This window comes from Aromatoleum sp., assembly GCF_035254505.1.
GTDB lineage: Bacteria > Pseudomonadota > Gammaproteobacteria > Burkholderiales > Rhodocyclaceae > Aromatoleum.
The window spans coordinates 57,415-78,285 of record NZ_DATFAO010000034.1; the positions used below are offsets into that span (position 1 = coordinate 57,415).

The 20,871-nt window shown below is 63.4% G+C and carries 16 protein-coding genes; 4 read left to right on the forward strand and 12 right to left on the reverse strand.

Annotation, left to right across the window (positions count from 1 at the left end; translation table 11 throughout):
- Positions 1-51 precede the first annotated feature (51 nt).
- The 5 genes from VJ673_RS05870 to VJ673_RS05890 all read right to left on the reverse strand — a co-directional run bounded on the left by VJ673_RS05870 (position 52) and on the right by VJ673_RS05890 (position 4,584).
- Positions 52-1,110 (reverse strand): beta-keto acid cleavage family enzyme, encoded by a 1,059-nt coding sequence (locus VJ673_RS05870; protein ID WP_324125117.1) that lies wholly within the window; start codon positions 1,108-1,110, stop codon positions 52-54.
- A gap of 43 nt (positions 1,111-1,153) precedes the next feature.
- Positions 1,154-2,092 (reverse strand): TauD/TfdA dioxygenase family protein, encoded by a 939-nt coding sequence (locus tag VJ673_RS05875; RefSeq protein WP_324125118.1) that lies wholly within the window; start codon positions 2,090-2,092, stop codon positions 1,154-1,156.
- 70 nt (positions 2,093-2,162) lie between these two features.
- Entirely contained in the window at positions 2,163-3,143 is a 981-nt protein-coding gene (locus tag VJ673_RS05880; RefSeq protein ID WP_324125119.1) for a quinone oxidoreductase family protein, read from the reverse strand.
- Positions 3,144-3,199: 56 nt separating this feature from the next.
- Positions 3,200-4,237, reverse strand: coding sequence for a universal stress protein (locus VJ673_RS05885; protein ID WP_324125120.1), 1,038 nt, complete (start codon positions 4,235-4,237; stop codon positions 3,200-3,202).
- Positions 4,238-4,257: 20 nt separating this feature from the next.
- Positions 4,258-4,584 (reverse strand): Rieske (2Fe-2S) protein, encoded by a 327-nt coding sequence (locus tag VJ673_RS05890; RefSeq protein ID WP_324125121.1) that lies wholly within the window; start codon positions 4,582-4,584, stop codon positions 4,258-4,260.
- Between the two features lie 194 nt (positions 4,585-4,778).
- On the opposite strand from VJ673_RS05890, the gene VJ673_RS05895 reads away from it, so the two are divergent.
- Positions 4,779-7,484 (forward strand): winged helix-turn-helix domain-containing protein, encoded by a 2,706-nt coding sequence (locus VJ673_RS05895; protein ID WP_324125122.1) that lies wholly within the window; start codon positions 4,779-4,781, stop codon positions 7,482-7,484.
- 69 nt (positions 7,485-7,553) lie between these two features.
- Here VJ673_RS05895 and VJ673_RS05900 read toward each other — a convergent pair whose 3' ends face one another.
- The 3 genes from VJ673_RS05900 to VJ673_RS05910 are packed head-to-tail and all read right to left on the reverse strand — an operon-like array spanning position 7,554 to position 11,574.
- The gene (locus VJ673_RS05900) at positions 7,554-8,690 is read right to left on the reverse strand and encodes an acyl-CoA dehydrogenase (RefSeq protein WP_324125123.1); all 1,137 of its coding nucleotides are present in this window, start codon (positions 8,688-8,690) and stop codon (positions 7,554-7,556) included.
- A gap of 13 nt (positions 8,691-8,703) precedes the next feature.
- Positions 8,704-9,882, reverse strand: a complete 1,179-nt coding sequence (locus tag VJ673_RS05905) for an acetyl-CoA C-acyltransferase (protein WP_324125124.1) — start codon at positions 9,880-9,882, stop codon at positions 8,704-8,706.
- A gap of 24 nt (positions 9,883-9,906) precedes the next feature.
- A complete protein-coding gene (locus VJ673_RS05910; protein WP_324125125.1) occupies positions 9,907-11,574 on the reverse strand; it encodes an AMP-binding protein in 1,668 nt (555 codons plus the stop codon).
- Positions 11,575-11,712: 138 nt separating this feature from the next.
- On the opposite strand from VJ673_RS05910, the gene VJ673_RS05915 reads away from it, so the two are divergent.
- Together VJ673_RS05915 and VJ673_RS05920 are read left to right on the forward strand one after the other, a co-directional pair.
- Complete coding sequence (locus VJ673_RS05915; RefSeq protein ID WP_324125126.1) at positions 11,713-12,741, forward strand: AraC family transcriptional regulator; 1,029 nt, start codon at positions 11,713-11,715, stop codon at positions 12,739-12,741.
- 104 nt (positions 12,742-12,845) lie between these two features.
- The gene (locus VJ673_RS05920; RefSeq protein WP_324125127.1) at positions 12,846-14,480 is read left to right on the forward strand and encodes a methyl-accepting chemotaxis protein; all 1,635 of its coding nucleotides are present in this window, start codon (positions 12,846-12,848) and stop codon (positions 14,478-14,480) included.
- Positions 14,481-14,656: 176 nt separating this feature from the next.
- On the opposite strand, the gene VJ673_RS05925 is transcribed toward VJ673_RS05920, so the two are convergent.
- The 4 genes from VJ673_RS05925 to VJ673_RS05940 all read right to left on the reverse strand — a co-directional run bounded on the left by VJ673_RS05925 (position 14,657) and on the right by VJ673_RS05940 (position 20,039).
- Complete coding sequence (locus VJ673_RS05925; protein ID WP_324125128.1) at positions 14,657-16,315, reverse strand: LTA synthase family protein; 1,659 nt, start codon at positions 16,313-16,315, stop codon at positions 14,657-14,659.
- Between the two features lie 22 nt (positions 16,316-16,337).
- Positions 16,338-17,228 carry a sterol desaturase family protein gene (locus VJ673_RS05930; protein ID WP_324125129.1) on the reverse strand — a complete coding sequence of 297 codons (891 nt, stop codon included), beginning with the start codon at positions 17,226-17,228 and terminating at the stop codon, positions 16,338-16,340.
- A gap of 460 nt (positions 17,229-17,688) precedes the next feature.
- Positions 17,689-18,474, reverse strand: coding sequence for an N-acetylmuramidase domain-containing protein (locus tag VJ673_RS05935; protein WP_324125130.1), 786 nt, complete (start codon positions 18,472-18,474; stop codon positions 17,689-17,691).
- Positions 18,475-18,521: 47 nt separating this feature from the next.
- Positions 18,522-20,039, reverse strand: coding sequence for a T6SS phospholipase effector Tle1-like catalytic domain-containing protein (locus tag VJ673_RS05940; RefSeq protein ID WP_324125131.1), 1,518 nt, complete (start codon positions 20,037-20,039; stop codon positions 18,522-18,524).
- A gap of 154 nt (positions 20,040-20,193) precedes the next feature.
- Between VJ673_RS05940 and arsC the strand changes: the two genes are divergently transcribed.
- Positions 20,194-20,556: an arsenate reductase (glutaredoxin) gene (gene arsC, locus VJ673_RS05945; RefSeq protein WP_324125132.1), complete on the forward strand. Its 363-nt coding sequence runs from the start codon at positions 20,194-20,196 to the stop codon at positions 20,554-20,556.
- Positions 20,557-20,871 lie beyond the last annotated feature (315 nt).

A 20,871-nucleotide genomic window follows, 5' to 3' on the forward strand; every position in this document is an offset into this window, starting at 1 on the left:
TTTGGCGGCAAGGGGCCGAGATGACCCCTTGCTCGTACTACCTATTACAGCTTACGCCGCGTGCTGCAGAAAGCCGATCTGGCCCGGCTTGCGGTTCGGCGCGAAGCCGTTTTTCGCCAGCGTCTCGTCGGCGTCCTTGTAGAAGGTGCCGATCTTGTAGATCTCGCGGGCTTCCTTGCCGTTGGCGATATCGCGCCCGAATTCGCGCGAGATGCGCACGAGCTGCTCGATCTGCTCGACGCTGCCCATCTTACGGTCGCGGCGCTGGGTCCAGATGTTGTCCTCGATGCCGCAGCGCACATGCAGGCCCATCGCGATCGCCATCATGTTGAGCGGCAGCACGTTGAGCATCGAGGTCTCGAGCGTCAGCACGGAGCCGTCCGGGCAGGCGCGGACGAAGTTCGCGAGGTTGTAGAGGTTCGGCGCATCGAAGCCGCCGCCGATCGCGACCCAGGTCAGGATTAGCGGCACGTTGCAGACGTTGCGCCGCATCATGCGCTCGACCGTCTCGAGCTGCGAGATCGTCGCGAGCTGGAAGTGGGTCTGGATGCCCTTCTCGGACAGGCGGCGGATGTGCTCTTCGACCCAGCCCGGACCGGCCGGAATCGTCATCTCGCGGTAGGCCTGGTACATCGCCGGTTCGGCGAGCGAGGTGCCGGCAACGTCGGCTTCGCACATCTGTTCGACGACGTTCATCTGGTTCGAGTTGATCGCGATCGTCACCTGATCGGGCGTCGGGGTCAGCTCGGCGAGCATGTGGCGGGTATCGTCGGACAGCCACTTCGCGGCCTCGCCGTCGTTTTCCGGCGCGAAGGAGATCGAACCGCCGACCTGGATGATCATGTCGGGCACGCGGGCGCGGATCCCGTCGATCAGCTCGTTGAACTTCGACAGGCGCTTCGAGCCCTTGCCGTCGAGCTCACGCACATGCAAGTGGAGCACGGTGGCGCCGGCGTTGTAGCAATCGACCGCCTTCTGGATCTGCTCTTCCATCGTCACCGGAATGTCTTCCGGGAAGTCGGACGGCGCCCATTCGGGGCCGTAGGGGGCGGCGGTGATGACGAGCTTTTGCTGGTTTTCGGGGAACAGCGATCCGTCGAGGAAATTCATCTGGATACTCCTTGGGGTGGTCTCTATGGGGTGAGCGTCGGGGTCAGCGTGCGGCGACTTCAGGGCCGAAGGGCACGTCGCCGATGATCCCGGCGCGTTCCATCTTGCGGTGGCAGGGCGCGTAGTCCATGACGGCGTAGTGCTGGGTGCTGCGGTTGTCCCAGATCGCCATGCTGTTGGGCTTCCAGCGCCAACGCACCTGGTATTCGGGAACGAAGGCCTGCCGGATCAGGTACTGCATCAACTCGGCGGCGCCCGGCGCGTAGTCCTGGCCGAAGCGCACATTCGCCGGCGTGTGGAAGTTGGTGAAGTGGGTCGCGAAGGCATTCACGAACAGCACCTTCTCGCCTGTCTCCGGATGCACGCGCACCACGGGATGTTCGGGATCCGGGTACTGCGCCTTCAGCGCGAGCCGCTTCTCCATCGGCATCGCGGCGCCGAAAGTGGCCTCGATGCTGTGGCGGGCGCGCAGCTGGGCGATCTTCGCCTTGATATCTTCGGGCAGCCTCTCGTAGGCGAGCACCATGTTCGCCCACATCGTGTCGCCGCCCACCGGCGGGCACTCCACGCAGCGCAACACGCAGCCCATCGGCGGTGCCTCACGCCAGGTCGCATCCGTGTGCCAGGCGTTCTCGTAGCGGTCCATCGGCTGGTCGGGCGACTTGTAGATCTGCACGAGGCCCGGATAGTCGGGATGGCTGCCTGCGACGGGATGGTCTTCGAGCTTGCCGAAGCGCTCGGCGAAGCCGACGTGCTCGCCGCGCGTGATGTCCTGGTCGCGCAGGAAGAGCACCTTGTATTCAAGCAGCAGGGCCTTGATCTCGGCGAACAGTGCCGGGTCGCGCGAGGCGTCGCCGATGTTCACATTGAGCAGCTCGGCGCCGATGCTGGCGGTGAGCGGCTCGAACTTCACCGAGCTGTTGAGCACGCTTGGCCGCACGAAGGCCGGCGCTGCGCGTCTGTCCTGAGTCGTCTGATTCATGAAACCTGTCTCCTATGTGTCCGTGGGTTTTTCGTTATCTCTCTGCGGGACGTGTTCTTTTTGTATTCGGTCAGACGGTGAAGATCGACGAGCCGATCGTCTTGCCGGCTTCCAGGTCGCGGTGCGCCTGCACGGCGTCCTGCAGCGCATAGCGCTGGTTGATCTCGATCTTGATGCGGCCGGCGGCGACGTGATCGAAGAGCTCGCCGGCGAGCGCGTCGCGTTCTTCCGGTGTGCTGATGAAATCGGCGAGCGCCGGGCGGGTCAGGTAGAGCGAGCCCTTCATCGCGAGCAGCTGCGGGTTGAAAGCCTCGATCGGGCCGGAGGCCGTGCCGAAGCACACCATCAGGCCGCGGCGCTTGAGCGAGGCGAGCGAGCCTTCGAAAGTCGTCTTGCCGACGCTGTCGAACACCACCGACACCCCTGCGCCGTTGGTGATCTCGCGAACGCGCGCGGCGACGTCTTCGCGGCGATAGAAGATCACGTGATCGCAGCCGTGGGCGCGCACCATCGCCGCCTTCTCTTCCGAAGACACGGTGCCGATCACCGTCAGGCCCAGCAACTTCGCCCATTGGCAAACGATCAGCCCGACGCCGCCCGCCGCTGCGTGCAGCAGGATCGTGTCGCCCGCCTGGAGCGGCCAGATGCGGCGCATCAGGTAGGCCGAGGTCAGGCCGCGCATCGTCATCGCGGCCGCGGTCTCGCACGAAATTGCATCCGGCAGCTTGATCAGCGGCGCGGCGGGAATGATGCGCGCGGTGCTGTAGGCGCCGAGCGTGTTGATGAAGCCTGTGTAGGTCACGCGGTCGCCCTCGGCGACGTTCGTCACGCCTTCGCCGATCGCTTCGACCACGCCGGCCGCTTCCACGCCCAAGCCGTTCGGCAGCGGAATCGGATAGAGGCCGGTGCGGAAGTAGGTGTCGGCGAAGTTGAGGCCGACCGCCTCGTGGCGCAGGCGGACCTGGCCGGGGCCGGGCGCGCCGACTTCGATGGATTCCCAGCGCATCACTTCCGGACCGCCGACCTCGTGGATTCGAATGGCATTGGCCATGTTGTGCTCCTGTGTGCGGCGCGAAGCGGGCCGCGTGTTGTTTGAAGTAAAGCTCTTTATTTCCGGTCCGACGACGTCGCGAAATTCACGATGCGCGAAAAAAGGCGCTTGAACTCCGCGTCGGCATCGCCGCCGAAGCGTGGGTCGCCGTTCTCCGAGAACACGGCGCTGATCTCGTCCCAGTCCTCAGGCGTCAGGTAGCGCTGCGCGGCGGGGAGGATCACGCCTTCCTCGCGCCCCATGTGTTCCCAGATGAAGTGCGCGTAGCGGCTCACGGTGTCCTTGACCGCCGCGACGTCCGCCTCGCCCGCGAGATGCCGCTCGACGATCGTCGCGAGCTCGTCCAGCATCTGGTGGTCGCGCTCGTGCTGGCGCTCCAGTTCGTCGAGTTCCGCGTTGAAGCGGGAGGTACGCTCGCGCAGCTTGCAGAACAGGTATTCGTCTTCCTTCGGGTGATGCAGCGCCACCGGGAAGGTCTTGATGTAATGAATCATCGCGCGCATCAGCTCGCCGCGCGGCGGCTCCTGCGGCGCGCTCGGTTGCGTATTTTCGCTATCGAGCAGGTGCAGCCATGCATGCAGCACGGCGGCGAGCGAACGATGCTCGTCGCGGATGATGCCGATCGCCTGCGAGGTCGCGGGCGGCTCCGAGGTGGCGGCCACGAGCACCGGCATCCCCGCGTTCACCAGCACCTTCAGCGTCTGCGAACCGAGCATCATGCCGATGCTGCTGCGCCGTCCGTGGGAAGCCATGTAGATCAGGTCGCAGCCGGCGTCCTGCGCCGCGGCGATGATTGCGCGGTACGGCGAATCGCTCACCGCGGTTGCGGAATCGCAGGGTACGCCGAGCGCCCGCGCCGCCGATTCGGCTTTCGCCAGCAGCTCGCGCGCCCGACCCTGGTAGGCATAGGCAAAGTCTGCCGGCGAGGTCATACGCACGATCTCCGCTTCGCCGCTGAACGCCGCCGCGTGGTCGGGCTGCGCGTGGAAGAAGGTGATGCGTGCGCCGAGCGTGCGGGCGAATTCGACGGCGTTGCTGATGGTTTCCGTCGAAAGATCGGTGCCGTCGATGGGCACGAGCAGATGGCGGTACATGGCGCCTCCCTGGGAGCGGTTCAGATGGATTCTTGTGTTGCGTTCACAGTCGCGATGCGGACTCTGCCGTCGACAATCTCGACCGGAAATTTCTCGACCGACAGGCTGGGCGCGATGGAATGCGCGCCGGTCGTCACGTCGTATTTCCATCCATGCGCGGGGCAGGCTACGATCCGTCCGCACAGCTTGCCGCCGGCGAGCGCTGCGCCGCCGTGGCGGCAGGCGTTCTCGATCGCATGCACGGTGCCGTCCACATTGAACAGCGCGATGTCGCGACCGCCTGCACGAACGGCCCGCGAGCCGCCGGGGGCGATGCTTTCCAGTGCGCAGACATCAACGAATTCCATGCCGCTCTCCTTGCTTCGAGGGATGACTTGAGTCGGATGTTAGTCACGCGAGTATCGTCGTACCCCCCTCGAACAAGGGGGGGAGGCCCCCCCTCGGGGGCATGCCTATAATTCGACACCCCCTCCCGCGGGCGTCGGTATAAGCTGCAATGGCGCATCGCGCACATGCCGGATAAGAACGACTCGGAACATCCATGACCTCTGCGATCGGCGCAAGCGCGCTGCCGGAACTCGTGCTCAAGACCACCGCGCCCCGTGCGCCGCGGCACCTGCTGCTGCGCCCTCGGCTCAGTCTCGACGACGAAGCGTTCCGGGATCGTCAGGTCGTCGTCGTCCAGGCGCCTCCGGGTTTCGGCAAGACCTCGCTGCTTGCGCAGTGGCGGCGGGAAATCCTCGCGCGGGGCGCAGCGGTCGCGTGGATCTCTGCCGACGAGCAGTCGGACCCGGAGCGTTTCCTGCAAAGCCTCGTCTACGCGGTGCGCTCCGGCTGCGGCCGGCCCGCCTTCGGTCGCATCCTGATCGAAGGCGCTGGGGCATCGGCGAGCGAATTCGAAGGCGTCACCGCGTGGCTTGCCGAGGTCGCGCAGACCTCGCTCGATCTCGTGCTGATGGTCGATGAGGCCGAGCGCCTGCCCCCCGGCGCGTTCGCGATCCTGTCCTACCTGCTGCACAACGCGCCCGCCAACCTCAGGCTCGTCGTCGCCTCGCGCAGCGGGCTCGACCATGAAGTCGCCGACCTCTGCGCCTATGGCTACTGCCTGCTGATCGGTGCCGAGTCGTTGCGCTTTCGCCTCGACGAAACCCTGAACCTCGTCCGCAACCGCTTCGGCACCAAGGTCGACACCGATACCTGCGCGCGCATCCACGAAACCGTCGAAGGCTGGCCCCTCGGCCTGCAGCTCGCGTTCGCGGCGCTCGAACGCGGCAGCGACGCGCGCGCCGTTGTCGAGGCCATGTCGGCGCGCGGCGGCAACCTTCAGGAGCAACTCCTCAGCGGCCTGCTGGCGAACCTTTCCGCCGACGATGCGGGTTTCCTGACGCGCATCGCCATCCTCGACATGCTGCACCCCGACCTGTGCGCCGCCCTCACCGGCCAGGCCGATGCCGCCGAGCGCATCGCGCGCCTGATGCGCGACATCCCGGTCTTCGTCGCGGCCGACGACAGCGAATGGTGCCGCTTGCACACCCTCGCGCGCGACGCAATGCGCGCGCGGCTCGCCGAATGGCCCGCCGACGAGCGGGTCGAATTGAACCTGCGCGCGATGCGCTGGCTGGAACAACACGGCATGCTCGAAAAGGCGGCGCGTCACGCGCTCGCCGCCGGACATCGCGATGCCGCCTACGATCTCGCCGAACACTGCCTTTACGACGCCGTGATGCAGGGGCAGCTCGGCATGGTGCTCGAATGGGTGGAACTCCTCCCCGAGGCCGAACTCGACCGCCGTCCCCGGCTACGTCTCGCCGCCGCGTGGGTGCTGGCGGTGAGCGAGCGCCACGACGAGGCCGAACGTCTCGTCGAGCACATTCTCGCTGCACCGGATGTCGACGCCCTGCTGCGCTACGAGTGCGCGCTGATCGCGAGCGGTGCCGCCTACTATGCCGACGAGCCCGACCGCTTCATTGCGCTGTTCGAGCCCTGGGCCGACGCGCCCCCGACGCGCGAGCCGCGCCTGCTGCAGATGCACGCCAACCGCCTCGCGGCGCTTGCGATCCTGCGTGGCGACCCGGCACTCGCGCGCCGTCACGAACAGCAGGCCCCGCGCGCCGAATACGATGGCACCCCGGCCTATGCCGCGCGCTGGGGCGAATTCATCACCGCGCTGAGCTACCTGTGGGAAGGGCAGTTGCGGCTCGCTGCGGACGTGCTGCGCCCCGCGCTCGCGATGACCGACGAATCGCTCGGGCGACGTCATCCGCTCACGTGCATGTTCGCGGCGCTGCTCGCGACCGTCGCCTACGAGAGCGACTGCGTCGACGAGGCCGCGGCGCTGCTCGCGAACCGGCTCGACGTGCTGGAGCGCACCGGCACCCCCGAAACGGCGCTGCTCGCCTATCGCACCGCCGCCCGCATCGCCGCCGCGCAGGGCATCGAACACCGTGCCCTGGATCTCCTCGAGACGCTCTTCGCGATCGGCGCCACGCGCAACATGCCGCGCCTGTGCATCGTCAGCCTCGCCGAACAGGTGCGGATGCACGCTGGCCGCTTCCGTTCGGAAACCTGCCGCGCGCTCGCCCAGCGCATCGACGAGATCCTCGCACGCGAGGAGGGCACTCGGGGCCCCGTGTGGAAACGCATGGTCGAACTGCAGCGCGCCACCGCCCACGCCAACGCCGCGATCGCCGCCCAGGACTGGCGCGCCGCCCACGCTGCGCTCGAATGCGCCACCCCCTTCGCCGAAGGCCTCAAGCTCGGCCGCGCCGCCATCGAGAACATGGCGCTACGTGCCTACGTGCTCGACCGCAACAGTCTGCACGGCCGCGAGCTGATGCGCGAAGCGCTGGACCTCGCCCACACCTACGGCCTCGCCCGTGTCTTCGTCGACGCCCATCCCGCCATCGCCGACTGGGCCCGCAGCCTCTCGCTGGACGAAGCCGGCCACCCCGAACCCGGCCGCAGCATTGCCGTCGCTCGCGTCCTGCGTCCCGCCGCGCCGCAAGCCCCGCGCGACGCCAACGCCCCACGCGCCCTGCCGAGCATGGTGCTCACGCCCAAGGAGCGCGAAGTCCTCGAACTCCTCGCCCGCAACCTCTCGAACAAGGAGGTCGCCCAAGCCATGGGCGTCGGCGAGGAGACCGTGAAGTGGCACCTCAAGAACCTGTTCGGCAAGCTCGATGCGGCGAACCGGAAACACGTGGTACGGCGGGCGCAGCTGCTGGGGTTGTTGGAGGGCGGCGAATAATCGGCGGTGGTTTCCGTGTGACCGGGCCGCGGCCGCTCGCCGAATTTGCGGTTCTCCCGTTCGTCGGCGTCAGTCGGCAGTGACCGCCCGCGCGATGACCATCCGCTGGATGTCGGACGCGCCTTCATAGATCTGGCTGACCCGCACGTCGCGATAGATGCGCTCGACGGGGAAGTCCGACACGTAGCCGTAACCGCCGTGGATCTGGATCGCGTCCGAGCACACACGCTCGGCGATCTCGGAGGCGAAGAGCTTCGCCATCGACGCCTCCTTCAGGCAGGGCCGGCCGGCGTCCTTCAGCGTCGCCGCATGCAGCGTCAACTGGCGGGCTGCCTCGATCTGCGTCGCCATGTCGGCGATCCGGAAGCTCACCGCCTGGTGCTTGACGATCGGCACGCCGAACGCCTCGCGCTCCTTCGCGTACTTCACCGCCGCCTCGAGCGCGGCCCGCGCCATGCCGACCGACTGCGCGGCGATGCCGATGCGACCGGCCTCGAGGTTGGAGAGCGCGATCCGGTATCCCTCACCTTCCTTGCCGAGCAGATGGTCGGCCGGGACGCGGCAGTCTTCCAGCACGATCTGCGCCGTGTCGGACGCATGCTGCCCCATCTTGTCCTCGGTCCGCGCGACCTGGAAACCCGCTGTATCGGTTGGCACGAGGAAGCACGAGATGCCCTTCTTGCCGGCAAGCTTGTCGGTCACCGCAAACACGAGCGCGAGCTGCGCATTCTTGCCGGTCGTAATGAACTGCTTGACGCCGTTGATCACCCACTCATCGCCATCGCGGACCGCGGTCGTGCGGATCGCGGAGGCATCCGACCCGACATGCGGCTCCGTCAGGCAGAAGCAGCCGAGCCATGTGCCGCTCGCGAGGCGTTTCAGATACCGATCCTTCTGCACCTCGCTGCCGTAATTCAGCGTGATGCCGCAGGCGAGCGAGTTCTGCACGCTGACGATCGACGAGGTCGCCCCGTCGCCCGCGGCGATCTCCTCGATCGCCAACGCCAGCGACACGTAATCCAGGCCCGCACCGCCCCATTGCTCCGGCACCACCATGCCCAGAGCGCCGAGATCGGCCAACTCCTTCAGCGCCTCACGGGGAAAGGTGTGGTGCTTGTCCCAATCGGCGGCAAACGGCGCGAGGCGCTCGCTCGCGAACTGACGCAGCGAGTCGCGGATCATTTCCTGTTCCTGGTTCAGAATCATGGTTCGCTCCGTATCACAGGATTTCGACGGCAACGGCCGTCGCTTCGCCGCCGCCGATGCACAGGCTCGCGATGCCGCGCTTCAATCCGCGGTTGCGCAGGACGTGGATCAGCGTGACGAGGATGCGTGCGCCGGTCGCGCCGATCGGGTGGCCCATCGCGCAGGCGCCGCCATTCACGTTCACCTTGTCCGGCGACAGGTCGAGTTCGTCGATCGCAAGCAGCGTGACGACGGCAAAGGCTTCGTTGATCTCGAACAGATCGACGTCGCCGATCCGCCAGCCGGCCTTCGCCAGGGCGCTGCGAATCGAGGTTGCCGGAGCCGTCGTGAATTGGCCCGGCGCCTGCGCGTGCGTCGCGTGGGCGCGGATGCGGGCAAGCGGGGCGAGGCCGCGCCGCACGGCCTCGGATTCGCGCATCAGCACCAGGGCGGCGGCGCCGTCGGAGATCGACGAGGCATTCGCGGGGGTCACCGTTCCGTCCTTGCGGAACGCCGCCTTCAGCTGCGGGATCCTGGCGATATCGCACTTGCCCGGGGTCTCGTCGTCCGCCAGCGCGATGCTGCCTTTTCTGCCGACGACGGTTACCGGTGCGATTTCATTCCGGAATGCGCCGCTCGCGACCGCGTGCTGGGCACGGCGTACGGATTCGGACGCGTAGGCGTCCTGGCGCTCGCGGGAAATGCCATGTTCGCTCGCGGACACGTCCGCGTAGTAGCCCATCAGCCGTCCCTCGTAGGCGTCTTCCAGGCCGTCGAGGAACATGTGATCGAGCAACTCGCCGTGGCCGAGGCGATAGCCCTCGCGCGCCCGCGACAACACATAAGGCGCGTTGGACATCGATTCCATGCCGCCCGCGAGGCCGACCGTGCAGCTGCCCGCGAGCAGCATGTCGTGCACCAGCATCGTCGCCTTCATGCCGGACCCGCACATCTTGGTTAGCGTCGTCGCCGGCACCGATTGCGGAAGACCGGCACCGAGCACCGCTTGACGGGCCGGTGCCTGCTTCACTCCAGCCATCAGGCAGCAGCCGAGGACGGCCTCGTCGATGTCGGCAAGCTTGTCTCCGAGGTCGGCGAGCGCGCCGGCAATCGCGGCGCTACCGAGTTGCGGCGCGGTGACGGAGGCGAACTGCCCCTGGAAGGCGCCGATGGGGGTGCGGCGGGCTGCCACGATGACTACGGGATCGATCATTCGAGTCTCCATTAGGTGCGTTGCTCAAACGTTGCCGCCGGCTTCCTGCCGACGCAGCAGGAAGCGCTGGATCTTCCCGCTGGGCGTCTTCGGCAGTTCGGCGACGAATTCGACTTCACGCGGATAGGCGTGCGCCGCAAGGCGCCGCTTGACCATCAGCTGCAGCTCTTCGGCAAGCGCCGGGGATGCTTCGTAGCCCGGCTTGAGCACGACGAAGGCCTTCACGATCTCGGTGCGCTCGGGGTCCGGCTTGCCGACCACCGCGGTCTCGGCCACCGCCGCGTGTTCGATCAGGCAGCTTTCGACGTCGAAGGGCCCGATGCGATAGCCCGCCGACGTGATGATGTCGTCGCCGCGGCCGACGAAGGCGATGCTGCCGTCCTCGCCGAGCTCCACCGTGTCGCCCGTCAGGTAATACTTGCCGACGAAGGCGCTGGTGTTCTGGCGCCAGTAGCCCTGGAAGTAGTAGAGCGGCGACTGCTCGCGATCGACGGCGAGGGTGCCTTGCTCGCCCGGCGCGACCTCGTTGCCATCTTCATCGACGACCGCAAGGCGATAGCCGGGGATCGGCAGTCCCGCGGCCCCGGCGCGGATCTCATGCGCCAGCCCGTGGAAATTGCACAGCACCATGCCGATCTCGGTCTGGCCGTAGTGGTCGTTGATCGGGCAGCCCAGATGGTCGCGGAACCAGCGGATCACCTCAGGATTGAGCGGTTCGCCCGCGCTGCTGACGACACGCAGGCGGCCGCGCACCCGCCTGGCCTCTTCCGCGCCGGCCGCGATCAGCAGGCGATAGGCCGTCGGCGCCCCGGCGAGATTCGTGATGCCGTACTTCTCGATCATGCGGTAGGTGCTATCGACCGAGAACGGGCCGTCGTAGAAGGTCGCGGCCTTGCCGAGCAGCAAGGGGCCGATCGCCCCGAAGTAGAGGCCGTAAGCCCAGCCTGGGTCGGCGATGTTCCAGTAGGCATCGCTCGGGCGAAGATCGACCGCGTAGCGCATGTACATGTGGATCGCCCTCAGCGCCTTGTGCGGCACGGCGACGCCCTTCGCCAGGCCGGTCGTCCCCGAGGTGAAGAGCATCATGCAAGCGTCCTCGCCGCTGCGGGCCACCGGCTTGAAGATGTCGTTCTGACGACCGAGTTCGCGGTGGAAGTCGATCTCGCCCGACACACCTGCCTGTTTGGTGTCGCGGGCGACGGTCATGATCGGCGGGCAGTTCGCCACGTCGTCGAGCTTTGATCGGTTTGCCGAGTCGGTGACGATCAGCTTCGCTTCGCTCGATCCGACGCGGTATTCGATTGCCTTCGGCCCGAAGGCCGTGAACAGCGGCTGATACACGGCCCCGGCGCGCCAGGTGCCGATGATCACGACCAGCAGTTCGGGGATGCGCGGCAACAGGCCGGCGACGCGATCGCCGGGCTTGATCCCGAGATCGACCAGATAGTTTGCGAAGCGGCACGACAGGTCGCGCAACTCCTTGAAGCTCAGGCTGCGGCTGCGACCGTCCTGTCCTTCCCAATTCAGCGCGATCCGCCCCTCTCCGCAATGGCGGTCGCAGCATTCGATTGCGGCGTTGATGCCGATCTCGAAGTCGCCGGAAAACTCCTTCGCCAAATCAGCGAGCCGGAAGTTGCGGGAAAAATCCCGGTAATCCGCTGCCGCATGCACCGCCAGGTCATTGACGTTCATCGCCTCTCCTCCAAGTGAATGTCTCTGTCGAGTTTGGTTTTTTGTGCAGTCTAGGGAGGGGGGGCCTGCCTTCCCACGCCGAAATCGCTCAAAATACGTGACAGGTTTTGCCAGTCATGTCCTTGTAGGGGAGCTCAAGTGTCAGTCGAGAAGGGCACGATTTCGATCTGTTTCGTTGCCGACGCGCTGCTCGAGGCACAGCAACGTGGAATTGATACCGCGGCGCTGATGGTTGAGGCGGGCATCGCGCCGGATCTGCTGGACCGGCCGATGGCGCGCGTATCGCCGCAGCAATACGGCGCGCTGTGGCATGCCGTCGCGGTGGCGCTCGGCGACGAATTCTTCGGCATGGACTCGCACCCGATGCGCTCGGGCAGCTTTGCGATCCTGTGTCATGCGGTGCTGGACTGCACGGACCTCGGCCACGCGCTGGGGCGTGCCTTTCGCTTCTTCTCGCTCGTGCTGGACGACGTTTGCGGTGCGCTGACCATAGAAGGCCAGCGCGCCGTGCTCACGCTGGCAGACCGTACGACTGCGACGCGTCTGTTCGCGCACGGCACGCTCTTCGTCATCCTGCACGGACTGGCATCGTGGCTGACCGGGCGCCGCCTGCCGATTCTGGAAACCGCCTTCCGTCAGGAGGCGCCGCCGCATGTTGCGGAATATCGCCTCATCTTCGGTGACCCATTGGCCTTCGGGCAGCCGGCGAGCCGCCTCGTGCTCGACGTTCGCTCGCTCGCCTTGCCCGTGATCCGCGATGCAAAGTCAGCCACGGAATTTCTCCGACAAGCGCCGGCAAACTTCCTCGTGAAGTACCGCAGCCGGGGTGGGGCGGTCGCACGGGTGCGGGCCCGGCTCTCCGGGATCGAGTTGGCCGAATGGCCGACCTTCGACGCTCTCGCCGCCGCGATGCGCACGACGCCGTCCACGCTGCGCCGGCGACTGGAACGGGAAGGCTCCTCCTACCGGACCATCAAGGACGACCTGCGGTGCGATTACGCCATCGACTTCCTCTGCAACTCCCGCCTGTCCGTCGAGGACGTTGCGCGCGCGCTCGGCTTTGCTGAGCACAGCGCCTTCTACCGCGCCTTCCGTAAGTGGACCGGCGTGAGCCCCGGCGAATACCGCGACGGCGCAACGAGATCGTCGGTGCGTTCGTCAGAATAAGGACTGTTTGCCACATCTGCTCGACACATTGCCGGCAAACGCGATAGCTAGAATGGGCGCAGCCGCAATAACGAAAAGAACAAGTCGCGCCCCTGGAGCCCCAAATGAACAATCTCAAAATCGCGACCAGACTCCTGCTTGGTTTCGCGAGTCTCGCCCTGTTGCTCGCCTTCATCGCCGGTTCCGGCATCCTCGCGGTATCGCGCTACGAAGGCCAGGTCAACCGCGTCATCGACGATCACCTCGTCAAACTCATGCTGGTCAACGATCTGTCGTTCGCCGTGCTCGACAGCTCCGGGCGCATGCGCACAGCTGTTCTCATAGACGACGAAAAGCAGGTCAAGGCGCAACTCGCCGAAATCCGACGCAACCGCGACCAGGCGGCCGAAGCCGTTGCAAAACTGCAGGCGATGTCATTCACCGGCGAAGATCGACAGACCTTCGAGGAAGTCCAGACCGCAAGACAGGCTTATCTCGGCCCCGAAGAGGAATTCCTGAAACTGGCTGAAGCGGGCGAACTGGCCGAGGCGAAGACCGCGCTGCTGGAAAAAGTGCGTCCGACGCAGATTCCCTACATCAAGTCGCTTCAGGCCGACATCCATCAGCAGGAGCAACTCGCCAAGAAGGACGCGGCCGAAGCCACGGCGACCGGCAACTCGTCTCAGAAATTCATGATCGCGACCGCGGCAGCGGCGCTCGTTGCGGCGGGATTCATCTCGATGCTGATCGCGCGTTCGATTACCGCTCCGCTGCGCAGCGCCGTCGAAGTTGCCAACCGCATCGCGCGGGGCGACCTCAGTGGCGATCTCAGCGCCCAAGTGCGTGTCACAGGGCGCGACGAAGTGGGCGCGTTGATGAGTGCGCTGGGGACGATGCAAGACAGCCTGCGCGAGCTGATCGGCAAGGCCAAACGCAATTCAGACGAGCTGGTGGACGCCTCCCGGCAGTTTTCGCACAGCGCCGAGCGGGTGGCCAGTGCGTCCGAGCGTCAAAGCGCGGCAGCGGCTTCGGCCGCGTCGGCGATCGAGGAACTGAGCGTCAGCGTCAATCACATCTCGGCCTCGGCCAAGGAGGCGGACGAAAAGACCGATTCGTCACGCGCCCTGTGTGCAGATGGCGGTAGAACCATCCGGGCGTCCGGCGAAAAGGTCAGGGCGATCGCGGTCACGATCAACAGCTCGGCTTCTGTCGTGCAGGGGCTCGTCAAGCAGTCCGAGGCGATTTCGTCGATCGTTAACGTCATCAAGGAAGTCTCCGATCAGACCAACCTGCTCGCGCTCAATGCCGCCATCGAAGCGGCGCGTGCGGGTGAGGCGGGCCGCGGTTTCGCGGTCGTCGCCGACGAGGTCAGGAAGCTCGCGGAACGGACCCAGGGCTCGACCAAGGAGATCTCCGAACTGATCGAGCACATCCAGCAAAGCTCGCTCGAAGTCTTCGCCGCGATGGAATCCAGCGTCAAGGAAGCCAACGAAGGCGTGAGCCTTTCCGACGAAGCCGGCGATGCCATCAATCGGATCAATCAAAGCTCGGAATCGCTGGTCCTCATCGTCAACGACATCTCCTCCTCGCTCTCCGAACAAGGGGTTGCGAGCCACGAAGTCGCGACCAAGATCGAGCAGATCTCGCAAATGATCGACGCCAACAATGTGGCGGTCGGCGAGGTCAGGAGTTCGGCGGTCAGGCTTACCGAACTCGCGGAGAACCTGCGACAGAGCGTCGATCGCTTCCAGGTACGATAGGGCCGGACCATCGAGGCGCGACATCCCCCGCTTTCGGGCGCGCGTTATACACGCGCCCCAAGTCCGTCGCGAATTCAAGCACCATGCCCCCACTCGACACTTATTTGCGGAAACACGAAATGGTGATGACGTCCTTGCTCCCGTCGTGTCTCCGATCCTGATGAACCGATCGACTGTCATTCCTCAGTGGGTTCGAGAGAGCGGGTCGAGAGCACTTCGAGGTTGTCCGCGGCGGGCGCCTTCGAAATCGAAGGGCCCTGTGCTTCCCTGTCCGGATCGAACCAGGCGTGTATCCAGGTGGCCAGATCGAGCATGGTTAACTCTCCCGAGAGTGCAATTTCGCTTGGCGTCCGTTGAAGTGCCGCCAAGTCAGTGCCTTTGCGATAAACGATTGCCGGAACGAAGTCCTTCGTTCTGCCCTCGGGGCTGAAGGAACCGTTCGACTGGGCACAGTCCGTACAGACAGCAATGCCAGGTGGTTCGTGGTCACCAAAGATTACGAATACCGTTCCGTTTGGGAGCTTCTGAACAAAGCTTTCAAGAGCCTGATCGAAATAGCGCAGAGAATGAAAATAGCGGTCTTGCTGTTCTGTATTTGTCGACAAAAAATCGCTTCGGAAGTCAGGCGGCAGATCGTGAAACGGAGTGTGGGAGCTGACAGTTACAATCAATGACGCGCGAGGCCCGGGGCTGTTAAGGTGCAGGTCCGCAGCGAGATCGAAAACATAATGATCCGGCACTCCTCCCATTTTTGTTTGCGCGATCGCCAGTTCCCTCCTCATATCTTCTCCGAAGAGGAGATGTTCGAATTCCATGGTCTTGAAAACTTCGCCGCGATTGAACATGGCGCCCTTTTGGCCATGAAGGAACGATAACGGCATTCCAATAGATCTGCACTTATGCGGAAGTGAATCATGATGGGGGTAGCCGGGGAGGCGGTAGGTCGCCGTTCGGCTTCCGGGGCGATGGGCATGCAGTAAAGTAAAATCGGCGTCGCACGACCCATTCATATGAATTGCCTGAGTCTTGAACAGCATCGACTGCTTGCTGATTCTGTTCAGGAACGGCGTTATTTCTGTGTCGCAAGCCTTCTTGTTCAATACCGCATACGCCAAGCTCTCGACCTGGAGCATGACGAAATGGCTGGGGAGTGAAAGGGGGCCCTCAAACGGTGTGATTCGATCCTGTACAAGTTCCCTCGCCTCAAGGGCTTCCCTGAGCAGATCATCGTCATGAAGGTACAGAAACTCGTTAAGCCATACCAAGACATAACCATAGCGTGGCACAAGGTGTATCGGCGAGGCCCAGCCACGAGTCAGTCGTTGGACTTCATTAAAGGCTTGGATAGTCTTTAGCGCGAAAAGGGGAAGCACAACGCACAGTGGCGCCAGCCTGACCTTATACGGCACCGGGAAATATGCGAAGGATGCCCACAGGAGAACAGCCTTGAACATAAAGAGCGCGGTAGCGCGAATGAAGATGTCAGGTATGGTATTCAGAAACTCCAGAGACACAGCTGCCGCTCCATCGGTCCACTGACGTCTGATGGTCGTAAAAGACAGAGGGCTGAGAAACGCCCTCTGATAGATATGGGCGAATAGAATGAATACAAAAAGAATCAAGAAGAACACGATCAGGACGGGCGCGGGGACCGAAGCCGTGAGAATAAACGTGAAACTTAATTCACGGATGAATTGATCGATGAACCAGCGACCGTGGATTGGACGATGCGTCAGGAGCAGACAAAGATCCAGATACCACGTGAGAGAGATCAGCAGCAATACGAGCCATCCGGCAGCCAGCGGCGAGAGTATCTGCAAATCGGTCGTGCTCATTGGCACCTGCGTATTTTGGCGGTCAATGTGTATCAGTGGTTTTTGTCCTGACCGCTTCGTACAAATGCTTCCCAAACGACATGTCGTGGCCAATCACCATTTCGAGAAGCTGCTCCTCGCCGTTTCCAGGGAAACCACACTCTCCACGGAAGTCGAGAGGATTTCTGAAAGTTCCGAACAACATGTCCCAGATGGCCAAGTCGCCGAAGTTGTACGCGTGGACACCCTGACAATGATGAACGCAATGAGCCTCCGGCCGCTGGATGAGATACCCAAGCCAGCGAGGGGTGCGCACGTTCCAGTGGTAGAACATGTCTGCCAAGCCAAGAAGGAGAACGGTGTCGGCTGCGATCAGCCTGGTCGAACCGACTACGAGATACAAGACAGCACTCATGATGAACATGTTGAGGAATATCTCGAGCGGGTTCCGGTAAAAACTGGTTAACAGCTCCAGTCGTCTTGGGCTGTGATGTATCTGATGCAAATATCTCCACAGGAACGGGATCATGTGTTTGATACGGTGCTGCCAGTAGCTTACGAGGGTCATGACAAGAAAAGCGACGAGCGTTCCGGCGAGGGACCCGTTAACACCTATGTCCCAAGGTCGCTTCTCTAGTAACCAGTTATCCCATAATGATCCGGAGTAATAGACGATCAAAGCCTGAACTGTGGTGAACGAAAAGGCACGCCATTGCCACATTCGAACAGGAGGCCAGTTTGTCCGAGGGCTGTGGAGTTCATAGACGTACATGGTGACACCGGACGCCAAAAAGATGACCTTGATAGCGTTGCCTTCGATCGCAGAAATATGAGAGGCCCAAAGATAAATTATGAGCGCCAAAATATTGGCTACGGTGAGCGTCAGGATCGCCCTGTATAGGGGCGTTCCCACCGGGCCCGTTGCGGCGTACATCGTCGTCATCTGGAAAGAGTATTAGGCATTAATCAACGCCGATATGTTGCGAGATCTCTGATCCGGCCATGCCCTCCGTTTGTATCTAGCCGCGGCATGAATCACCCCCGCCGACACAACGAATCACGATATTCCTCACGGAGCCCCCCGAGCGTCAGTGCGTTGGCCGGGTATCCACCTGCGACAGTCGTGCCCAGGCAATGCCTCTCGTCTTGATAGCAGGCGATTCGCATAAAGTACAGTGCTCATGCCCATGCCCATGCCCATGCCCATGCCCATGCCCCGGCTCCCTCTCCGAACAAGGGCGGGGCGCCAGCCACGAAGTCGCGACCAAGATTGAGCAGATATCGCAAATGATCGACGCCAACAATGTGGCGGTCGGCGAGGTCAGGAGTTCGGCGCTCAGGCTTACCGAACTCGCGGAAAACCTGCGCCTGAGCGTCGATCGCTTCCAGGTTCGCTAGCCGTCTACCGCCGCCTTCTTCAGCGCCGCAAACGTATCGTCGTCAACGAAGTCCGTGATTTCAATGCCCGCCTGACTCTGGAATTCGTTCATCGCCGAACGCGTGAAGCGGCCCATGATGCCGTCAACACCCTGCGGCTCGAAGCCGAGGAAGGTGAGATACAGCTGCGCCGCGCGAATCTGCAGGTCCGGCAAGGCGCCGCGCTCGAAGCGCTGGTAGGTCGCGGCGAGGCGGGTATCGTAGTTGTTGATGCGGTAATTCGGCCCGTTGTAACCCGCGGCGAAGCGCCCCCAGTCATGCGTGCGCAGGGCACCGTCCAGTTTCGCCGCCCGGATGAAGGCCGCCAACGCGTCGAACTGCGCGGTTTCCGAGGCCGACATCGCTTCGATCATCTCTTCGGCATCCGCAAATCCGACCATCTTCGCGTTGTATCCCATGATCTGGCCGATTCCCCAGGAGGCGCTGCGCAGCGCGGCCCGCCGATCAAGGGCGATCGCCGAGGCGAGCCGCTTGTACTGGTGGCTCCCCGACGCGCCATAGCCGCCCGGGCGCCGGTTACTGATATCGCCATGCTTCGCGTCGAATCGCCCGCCGGTCTCCTTGCTGAAGACGTGACGCTCGAAGAGGATCGTCGGCCGCCGGTCCTCCAGATATCCGCAACCGCTCGTTTCGACGCCGACCACCGTCCACAACTCAGCCGCCCGCACGCCAAGGTTTTCTGCCGCCCCTTCAAAGCCCTCACTATCGATCGGACGCGCCATCCCCGCAAATTCGAGTGCCATGATCTATCCTCCTGATGAATCGTGCATGCCGCCGCCGCAGCAGACGGCTATCTGATCGTCAGTTGCACCCGCCCACGATTATTGCCATAGCAGTTCCAGGCATCGTTCGCGTAGGCATAGAAATACCCCGACTTCTTAGGGGTATAGGTCACGCCGTCGCCAATTGCGAAGGCCTCGTGCGGAACCGTGTGTCCTTTGGCGTCGACGCCACCTCCATTCGCAATCGCTCCGACAAGACAGAACCACGGCATGTCCTCGTGGCGCTTCGTGAAGCGGAAATCCGCCTCGCTATTCCGGGCGAGCTTCTTGTACACGCTCTCGACCCACCCCAGCGCACTCCCGGCGATCTGCGCGAGTTCTGCGGGTTGGAACTTGCCGTCGTCCGCCCCGTCCGGTCCGCACTTGATCGAGCTGTCCATCCACTCGCCGCTGGCGAAGAATGTGTAGGTGATCCCCGCCTCCAACCAAAGCCCCGTGTCGTTCCACGGCTGAGCCGCGAAGATGTCGATGGTGAGCGGAGTGCCTAGCGTGAAAGTTCGCGCCTGCCGATACGGGCATTGATGGATGGGCGGATTCTTCGCACGGTTGACCGCCGACGGGTGCATATTCTCAGCCGCCTGCAACATCGGCACGCCGCGCGGCTGACTTGGAAGAAGGCTGAATACGCCGCAGCAGGAGTCGTGCAGGGGGCCGAGATAATCGGATTTGATCTGATCGATCATGCCGGAATTGAAATTCAGATCGGCCGCCTTTGCCTCGGAGATCATCCAGGCCAGCGCCGCATCCGACAGCCCGGTCTCGCGATAACCGCCGCCGACATCCGAATGGACTCCGGGGAACCACATCTCCAGCGCATCCTGGCCTGGCTGTGGATTCCACAGCGTCGGCTGAAAGCTCGCGCGGCGTTCATCCAGCGCGATCGCATGGCGCGCGGTCTGAATCGACGCACTCAGATTCGTATCGTGGAAGGTGTAATCGTGCAGGTTGTCGATCAGATTGAGGAAGGCCATGTCGTTGGGAATGCCGAGCGCGCCCACCGTGTCCCAGACGCCGAGAAAGCGGATCGGGATTCGATGGCCGCCGCCGTTCTCGCGGAATTCCCAATCCTTTCTCTGCCAGTCGTCAAGGCTCTCGGTCTTGCGGCGATAACCCTTTTGAAAGACGTGCTCAATCCGCGTCCAAATCTCCGGGTCCTCCAGCCCATCGGTATCGAGCAAGCCGCAGAGCGAAACGAGTCCCCCCAGGCTTCGAACCGTATAAGCGCCGCGGCTGAATCCGAACAGATAAATGCGATCCCCGTCCTCGTAATAATCGCAGAGCTCCCGATAGGCGCTCATGACGTTGCGCTCCAGCCCCACGCCGGTTCCGCCCCCGATCACCTTGTCCCACCACGAACCGTTCGTCCCGACTCCCGCGTGGTAGTACTTGTGCTGGCCAACGTCGGCGGCGTCCGCTTCCGCCAGTGCGTTATACAGGCGCACCACATTGGTGGGTGCCGGCACGCCGCCGTCCTTCTCGTCCGGAGTGTTCCAGGTGCCGTCGCAGCAGATCACGATGTTCTTCATGGTGCCATCCTCCCCACGCGTTGAGGTGCTAACCGGAATTCATCTGGAATTCATAGCAAGACGATGGCATCGAGTACAGGTTGCTTACTTCCGGAAACGACGGGCATACTTTCGGCCAAAAATACCCTTAACCCCCAATACAGAGGCCGTCCCAATGACCGACATCACGATCTACCACAACCCCAAGTGCGGAACCTCCCGCAACACCCTCCAGATGATCCGCGACAGCGGCACCGAGCCTCGAGTCGTCGAGTACCTCAAGACCCCGCCGACGCGCGAGCAACTCGTCGCCCTGATCGCCGCCAGCGGACTGCCGGTGCGGGAGATCATCCGCAGCAAGGAGGCGCTATTCACTGAATTGGGATTGGGAGATCCGGCGAAGACCGATGACGACCTGATCGACGCGATGGTCGCGCATCCGATCCTGATGAACCGACCGATCGTCGTAACGCCCCTCGGCACCCGGCTGTGCCGGCCTGCCGAGCTCGTGCGTGAAATTTTGCCGCAGGTGCGGTAGGGCGGGATGCCAACACCCGCTGAGGGGTCTCGGCGGGTTTCGGCGTGTTGTGGATGCTGTTCATAAGCGTCGCATGGTCGATATGGATATGATTACAATGGCATCTACCGGTGACGTGCGCGCCAGCTTATGCAGCACGCAACTTACTTATGCAGCAACTCTGCTGTCTACAACACGTTAGCCCTTATTGGAACCTCCCCGCTGTCATGATCACATTAATAGTCATCTTCGCATTGGTCACAGCACTCCCCATTAAGTGGGCTGCTGATTTTTGCAACGGCATCAATACCGGCTTGCCGTTTTGCCTTGTTGCCT

What these genes read in the sequence shown, in the direction of transcription:
- VJ673_RS05870 (WP_324125117.1), bottom strand. Translation starts at nt 1,110, where the DNA reads ATGAATTTCCTCGACGGATCGCTGTTCCCCGAAAACCAGCAAAAGCTC.
- VJ673_RS05875 (WP_324125118.1), bottom strand. Translation starts at nt 2,092, where the DNA reads ATGAATCAGACGACTCAGGACAGACGCGCAGCGCCGGCCTTCGTGCGG.
- VJ673_RS05880 (WP_324125119.1), bottom strand. Translation starts at nt 3,143, where the DNA reads ATGGCCAATGCCATTCGAATCCACGAGGTCGGCGGTCCGGAAGTGATG.
- VJ673_RS05885 (WP_324125120.1), bottom strand. Translation starts at nt 4,237, where the DNA reads ATGTACCGCCATCTGCTCGTGCCCATCGACGGCACCGATCTTTCGACG.
- VJ673_RS05890 (WP_324125121.1), bottom strand. Translation starts at nt 4,584, where the DNA reads ATGGAATTCGTTGATGTCTGCGCACTGGAAAGCATCGCCCCCGGCGGC.
- VJ673_RS05895 (WP_324125122.1), top strand. Translation starts at nt 4,779, where the DNA reads ATGACCTCTGCGATCGGCGCAAGCGCGCTGCCGGAACTCGTGCTCAAG.
- VJ673_RS05900 (WP_324125123.1), bottom strand. Translation starts at nt 8,690, where the DNA reads ATGATTCTGAACCAGGAACAGGAAATGATCCGCGACTCGCTGCGTCAG.
- VJ673_RS05905 (WP_324125124.1), bottom strand. Translation starts at nt 9,882, where the DNA reads ATGATCGATCCCGTAGTCATCGTGGCAGCCCGCCGCACCCCCATCGGC.
- VJ673_RS05910 (WP_324125125.1), bottom strand. Translation starts at nt 11,574, where the DNA reads ATGAACGTCAATGACCTGGCGGTGCATGCGGCAGCGGATTACCGGGAT.
- VJ673_RS05920 (WP_324125127.1), top strand. Translation starts at nt 12,846, where the DNA reads ATGAACAATCTCAAAATCGCGACCAGACTCCTGCTTGGTTTCGCGAGT.
- VJ673_RS05925 (WP_324125128.1), bottom strand. Translation starts at nt 16,315, where the DNA reads ATGAGCACGACCGATTTGCAGATACTCTCGCCGCTGGCTGCCGGATGG.
- VJ673_RS05930 (WP_324125129.1), bottom strand. Translation starts at nt 17,228, where the DNA reads ATGTACGCCGCAACGGGCCCGGTGGGAACGCCCCTATACAGGGCGATC.
- VJ673_RS05935 (WP_324125130.1), bottom strand. Translation starts at nt 18,474, where the DNA reads ATGGCACTCGAATTTGCGGGGATGGCGCGTCCGATCGATAGTGAGGGC.
- VJ673_RS05940 (WP_324125131.1), bottom strand. Translation starts at nt 20,039, where the DNA reads ATGAAGAACATCGTGATCTGCTGCGACGGCACCTGGAACACTCCGGAC.
- arsC (WP_324125132.1), top strand. Translation starts at nt 20,194, where the DNA reads ATGACCGACATCACGATCTACCACAACCCCAAGTGCGGAACCTCCCGC.